Annotated in this window: 6 protein-coding genes and 1 riboswitch; of the genes, 4 read left to right on the top strand and 2 right to left on the bottom strand. The window is 70.4% G+C overall.

What is annotated here, in order from left to right:
• Positions 1-116 precede the first annotated feature (116 nt).
• Entirely contained in the window at positions 117-452 is a 336-nt protein-coding gene (locus tag AC2W7J_RS14735; protein ID WP_485983299.1) for a M23 family metallopeptidase, read from the bottom strand.
• 320 nt (positions 453-772) lie between these two features.
• Here AC2W7J_RS14735 and AC2W7J_RS14730 point away from each other — a divergent pair, with 320 nt between their 5' ends.
• Positions 773-952, top strand: coding sequence for a hypothetical protein (locus AC2W7J_RS14730; protein WP_485983297.1), 180 nt, complete (start codon positions 773-775; stop codon positions 950-952).
• Positions 953-1223: 271 nt separating this feature from the next.
• On the opposite strand, the gene AC2W7J_RS14725 is transcribed toward AC2W7J_RS14730, so the two are convergent.
• Positions 1224-2138, bottom strand: a complete 915-nt coding sequence (locus AC2W7J_RS14725; RefSeq protein ID WP_485983295.1) for an esterase/lipase family protein — start codon at positions 2136-2138, stop codon at positions 1224-1226.
• A gap of 213 nt (positions 2139-2351) precedes the next feature.
• Between AC2W7J_RS14725 and sucC the strand changes: the two genes are divergently transcribed.
• The 3 genes from sucC (at position 2352) to AC2W7J_RS14710 (ending at position 5471) form a co-directional block, all read left to right on the top strand.
• Positions 2352-3533: an ADP-forming succinate--CoA ligase subunit beta gene (gene sucC, locus AC2W7J_RS14720; RefSeq protein ID WP_255184137.1), complete on the top strand. Its 1182-nt coding sequence runs from the start codon at positions 2352-2354 to the stop codon at positions 3531-3533.
• Positions 3534-3551: 18 nt separating this feature from the next.
• Entirely contained in the window at positions 3552-4442 is an 891-nt protein-coding gene (gene sucD, locus AC2W7J_RS14715) for a succinate--CoA ligase subunit alpha (RefSeq protein WP_255184136.1), read from the top strand.
• Positions 4443-4784: 342 nt separating this feature from the next.
• Complete coding sequence (locus AC2W7J_RS14710; RefSeq protein WP_485983293.1) at positions 4785-5471, top strand: lysozyme; 687 nt, start codon at positions 4785-4787, stop codon at positions 5469-5471.
• 120 nt (positions 5472-5591) lie between these two features.
• Positions 5592-5721: riboswitch (FMN riboswitch) on the top strand.
• Positions 5722-6010: the final 289 nt, after the last annotated feature.

Genomic DNA, 6010 nt, shown 5'->3' with positions numbered 1-6010 from the left:
ACCGCAGGTCCCGTCTGACCAACAACTCTGCAAAACCCTAGGGTTTTGCAGAGTTGATCCCGGCTAACCCTGCAGGACCCTAGGGTTTTGCAGGGTTGGGTACGTGGGGGAGATGGTCAGCTCAGGCCGCGCTCGGCGAGCCAGCCGGAGGGGTCGATGGCGCCGCCGCCACCGGGGTGGATCTCCATGTGCAGGTGCGGGCCGGTCGAGCGGCCGGTGTTGCCCGAGAGGGCGACGACGTCACCGGGGGAGACCTGCTGGCCGACGGACGCGCTCACCGAGCTCAGGTGGCCGTAGCGCGAGACGGTGCCGTCCCAGTACTTGATGTCGATGTAGATGCCATAACCGTCCATGGGCCCGGCGCCGATGACCTCGCCGCTGCTCATCGCCTTGAGCGGGGTGCCCACGGCGGCGGCGTAGTCCTGGCCGGCGTGCAGGCGACCCCAGCGCATGCCGAAGGGAGAGGTGAAGACGGCGTTGTCGAGCGGCGTGACCCAGCCCTGGGCGCCGACCTCGGTCGCGGACTCGCCGTCGGCGGTCGTCGTCTCGCCCGTGGCGGCCGAGCCGGTCGTGGCGGACGAGGACGTCGAGGCGTCGCGCTTCTTCTTCGCCGCGGCGCGGTCGGCCGCGACCTCCTTGCGCGCCTTGTCGCGGGCGACCGCTGGCGTTCCTGGGTGCGGCCCTGGCTCTCGGCGACGGTGGTCGAGGCGGCCTGGCGGCGCTGGTCAGGCCGTCGGCCTCGTCGGTGGCGGTCTCGGCCTCGGTGCGGGCGGTGTCGACGACCTCGGGGTCGGACAGCAGCGAGGTGGCGCTCGCAGCGGGGGAGCCGCCGGTGACGAAGGCCGCCTTGGCCGAGTCGGCGGCCTGGCTGGCGAAGGGGGAGGACTGCGCGGCGGTCGCACCAGCAGCCGTCAGCACGAGGGTGACGGCGGCGGCGGTCGGCAGCGCGTAGGCGGGACCGAAGCTCTTGGGAAGGCGGGTGCGGCGCTGCTGGGCGCGGCGCTCGGCGCGGGTGGGCGGCCGGTGTCGACCGGAGTACTCGCTCATGGTGGATGACGTCCTTGCAGGGGATCGGACTTCTTCCCCTGGCAGCGGGGACGGACAAAAATTCGTGGTTACCCTAGCGTGACCGTTTCGTTATGCATAACCGGGGGTGCCCCCGGTCACACGCCGACGGCGCGCAGCCTCGCGTCGCCCGCACCGTGGCGGGCCGGTGGGGGCCGTCATGCGGAGAGGTCGGTGACCGAGGCGGTCTGGTTGCCCTCGCTGTCGATCTGCACGAGGCTCGTCGCGATCTTGTGCACCACCGTGGGCAGGATCGGCAGCGACAGGTGACCGATGCCGCGCAGCCGCACGTTGGTCACGTCGACGCCCTCCTGGTGGAGCGATGCGTTGACCGCCGGCACGATCACCTCGTCGGTGTCGGACCAGAAGGCGATGACCCTGGTGCGGCAGTCGGGGGCGGGGCGGTTGAGCTCCTGCATCAGGCCGCTGCCCGGGCGCAGCTGCCGGGTGAGCGAGGTGGGCAGCAGGTAGGCGGCGAGCGTGCCCGTGTGCGGGGCGCCGAGCGTCGCCAGCGTGTGCACCCGCTCGTCGCCGCCGAGGCGGGTCACGTAGTAGCGGGCCACGACGCCGCCGAGGCTGTGCGCGACGATGTGGATCCGCTCGTAGCCGGTCTCCTCGACGATCGCCTCGACCTCCTCGGCCAGCTGGGCGGCCGCGGTGCGCACGTCCTTGGTGCGCACGGAGTAGTTCATGGCGAAGACCCGGCTGAAGCCTCGACGCAGCAGGCCGCGGCGTAGCACGGTGAAGATCGAGTGGTTGTCGGCGAAGCCGTGCAGCAGCAGGATCGGGGTCCCGCTCTCGGCGAGGCCGGCGACGAGCATGCCGCGCTGCACGGGGTTGAGGTGCTCGATGCGATACCCGTGGCGCGGGCCGCCTCGCCGCGGGGCGCGGGTGCCGAAGGGGTAGAGCGAGAAGTGCGTCGTCGCCCAGACGAGCTCGACGGCGGCGAAGACCATCGACTGTCGCGTCGCGAGGCAGCGGACCTGGTCGACCACGCCGAAACTCCGGCCCGTCGGCGCCGGTGCCGAGCTGCCGTGCTGCGTGGTGCCGTCGTACGGCTGCTGCGAAGCCATGGTGACTTCACAGTAACCCCGGTCACGTGTCCCGTGCGAGACGTCGTGACGAGTCCGTGATCAAAGGCTCAATCACTTCCTCCGGCAGGGCGAAGGGGGGAGCCGCGCGGGGTCGTGACCCCGGCCGTGCGCGGACCGGGCGTGCTCCCCCTTCGTCCGGGGGCTAGTCTCGTCCCGCACCCCGTTACCACAGCAGAGGACGGAATCACCCTCGTGGATCTCTTCGAGTACCAAGCACGCGACGTGTTCGAGAAGCACGGCGTCCCGGTTCTTGCCGGCGCCGTCGCCACCACCCCCCAGGAGGCTCGAGCAGCCGCCGAGACCATCGGCACCAAGAGCGGCGGTGTCACCGTCGTCAAGGCCCAGGTCAAGACCGGTGGCCGCGGCAAGGCCGGCGGCGTCAAGGTCGCCAAGACCGTGGACGAGGCCGAGGCGCACGCCGAGGCCATCCTGGGCATGGACATCAAGGGCCACACGGTCCACAAGGTCATGATCGCCCAGGGCGCCCAGATCGCCGAGGAGTACTACTTCTCGATCCTGCTCGACCGTGCCAACCGCACGTACCTCGCCATGTGCTCCAAGGAGGGCGGCATGGAGATCGAGCAGCTCGCCGTCGAGCGCCCCGAGGCCCTCGCCCGCATCGCGGTCGACCCCAACGTCGGCATCGACGACGCCAAGGCCACCGAGATCGTCCAGGCCGCCGGCTTCGACGAGGCCGACCAGGCCAAGATCGCCGACGTGCTCAAGAAGCTGTGGGTCGTCTACCGCGACGAGGACGCGACCCTCGTCGAGGTCAACCCCCTCGTCAAGACCGAGCAGGGCGACATCGTCGCCCTCGACGGCAAGGTCACCCTCGACGGCAACGCCGACTTCCGTCAGCCGGCCCACGCCGAGCTCGAGGACAAGGCCGCGGCCGACCCGCTCGAGGCGAAGGCCAAGGAGAAGGGCCTCAACTACGTCAAGCTCGACGGCAACGTCGGCATCATCGGCAACGGCGCCGGGCTCGTCATGAGCACCCTCGACGTCGTCGCCTACGCCGGTGAGGACTTCACCGGGGGCAAGGCCAAGCCGGCCAACTTCCTCGACATCGGTGGCGGCGCCTCGGCCGAGGTCATGGCCAACGGCCTCGACGTCATCCTCGGCGACGAGCAGGTCAAGTCCGTCTTCGTCAACGTCTTCGGTGGCATCACCGCGTGCGACGCGGTCGCTGACGGCATCGTCGGCGCCCTCAAGACCCTCGGCGACTCGGCGACCAAGCCGCTCGTCGTGCGTCTCGACGGCAACAACGTCGACGAGGGCCGCCGCATCCTCGCCGAGTTCAACCACCCCCTCGTGACCGTCGAGGCCACCATGGACGGCGCCGCCCGCAAGGCCGCCGAGCTGGCCGCGAAGTAAAGGACGACTGAAACAGACATGGCAATCTTCCTCACCGCTGACTCCAAGGTCATCGTCCAGGGCATGACCGGCTCGGAGGGCATGAAGCACACGACGCGCATGCTCGCCTCGGGCACCAACGTCGTGGGTGGCGTCAACCCCAAGAAGGCCGGCCAGAGCGTCGACTTCCCGGGTGGCCAGTCCGTCCCCGTCTTCGGCTCCGTCGCCGACGCGATCAAGGAGACCGGCGCCGACGTGTCGGTCATCTTCGTGCCGCCGGCCTTCGCCAAGTCCGCCGTCGTCGAGGCCATCGACGCCGAGATCGGCCTCGCCGTCATCATCACCGAGGGCATCGCCGTCAAGGACTCCGCGGAGTTCTACAACTACTCCGTCGGCAAGGCCACGCGCCTCATCGGCCCCAACTGCCCCGGCCTGATCAGCCCCGGCAAGTCCAATGCCGGCATCATCCCGGCGGACATCGCCGGCGCCGGTCGCATCGGCCTGGTCTCCAAGTCGGGCACGCTGACCTACCAGATGATGTACGAGCTGCGTGAGTTCGGCTTCTCCACGGGCGTCGGCATCGGTGGCGACCCGGTCATCGGTACGACGCACATCGACTGCCTCGAGGCCTTCGAGGCCGACCCCGAGACCGACGCGATCGTCATGATCGGCGAGATCGGTGGCGACGCCGAGGAGCGGGCCGCGGCCTACATCAAGGAGCACGTCACGAAGCCGGTCGTCGGCTACGTCGCGGGCTTCACCGCCCCGGAGGGCAAGACCATGGGCCACGCCGGCGCCATCGTCTCCGGCTCCTCGGGCACGGCTGCCGCCAAGAAGGAGGCCCTCGAGGCCGCCGGCGTCAAGGTCGGTAAGACGCCGTCCGAGACGGCCGACCTCATGCGCGAGATCATGCAGGGCCTGGGCAAGTAACCAGCCCGACCCCACGACGAAGGGGAGGGGAGACCGCGAGGTCTTCCCTCCCCTTGTCGTGCCCGGCAGATCCTGACGAAGGCCTGACCGGGCCGGGGGGAGATCGTGGGCTGCCGGACACCTGCGTCGCCTAGCGTCCCGGCGGGCCGGATCTCCCGCCGGCCGCCCCCCGACGCCAGGAGTCCCCATGCCCCGCACGACCACCGTGGCCGCGGCAGTGCTCGCCGCCACCGCCCCTCGCCGCGTCCGCAGCCAACCGCCTCGGCCCGCACCCCACCCCAGGACCCGCCCCGACCCCCCGAGGCCCGCGCGGCCGGCATCACCGAGCCCGGGCAGGCGCAGATGGGCTGGAAGGAGAAGGCGACCGGCCCGTCGAAGGCCACGAGCGAGACGACCGCCGTCACCGCGCCCTCGGGCGTCAAGGGCATCGACGTGTCCAACTGGCAGGGCAACGTCGACTGGACCGCCCAGTGGAACCTCGGCAAGCGCTTCGCCTACGTCAAGGCGACCGAGGGCACCGGCTACACCAGCCCCTCCTTCGCCCAGCAGTACAACGGCTCCTACAACGTCGGGATGATCCGCGGCAGCTACCACTTCGCGCTGCCCAACAAGTCCTCCGGCGCCACCCAGGCCAACTACTTCGTCGACCACGGCGGCGGCTGGTCGGCCGACGGCAAGACCCTGCCCGGCGCCCTCGACGTCGAGTGGAACCCCTACGGCAGCACCTGCTTCGGGCTGACCCAGGCGAGCATGAAGACGTGGATCAACTCCTTCCTCAACCAGTACAAGGCGCGCACCGGCCGCTACCCGGTGATCTACACCAACACCTACTGGTGGAACCAGTGCGTCGGCCATGACACGACCTTCGCGACGAAGTCGCCGCTGTGGATCGCCCGCTACTCCAGCAGCGCCGGGACGCTGCCGTCGGGCTGGGGCACCTACTCCTTCTGGCAGTACAGCGACAGCCCGATCGACCAGAACGTCTGGAACGGTTCGCTCGACCGGCTGCGCTACTTCGCGAAGAACTGACGCAACCCTCCACGAGGCCCGCACCGCCAGCCGGCGGTGCGGGCCTCCTCGCGTGGTGAGACACACGGTGCCGGTGCAGTGGGGCGGGGGTAGGCTCGTCCTCGTACAGACGTCAGTCGTACGCGTGCTCCGGGGTCGGTGTAATTCCGAGCCGGCGGTGACAGTCCGCGAGCCCGTCCTCTCGAGGCCGGGTTGAGCTGGTGGAACTCCAGCACCGACGGTGAAAGTCCGGATGGGAGGCAGCACGCGACGGCGTGGGCCGTGCCGTGCGGTCACCCTCCCCGGGTGGTCCCTCGGCTGCGGTCGTCACCGGCGACCCCGGTGCGCCCTCGCCGTCGTCACGCCATCGGCGTGCCTCCCTTCGCCCCCGTGGTCCGCGTCGGACCACGGAGAGGCAGATGCAGCAGCAGGTGACCACCGAGCAGGCGATGGCTCGTGCCGTCGAGCTCGCCGCGCGCGGCCTCGGCCGCACCGCCCCCAACCCCGTCGTCGGGTGCGTCGTGCTCGACGCAGCCGGCATCGTCGTGGGCGAGGGCTGG

Source organism: Janibacter sp. CFPM2_SD2 (assembly GCF_057364645.1).
This window is presented reverse-complemented; position numbering and strand designations above follow the sequence as displayed.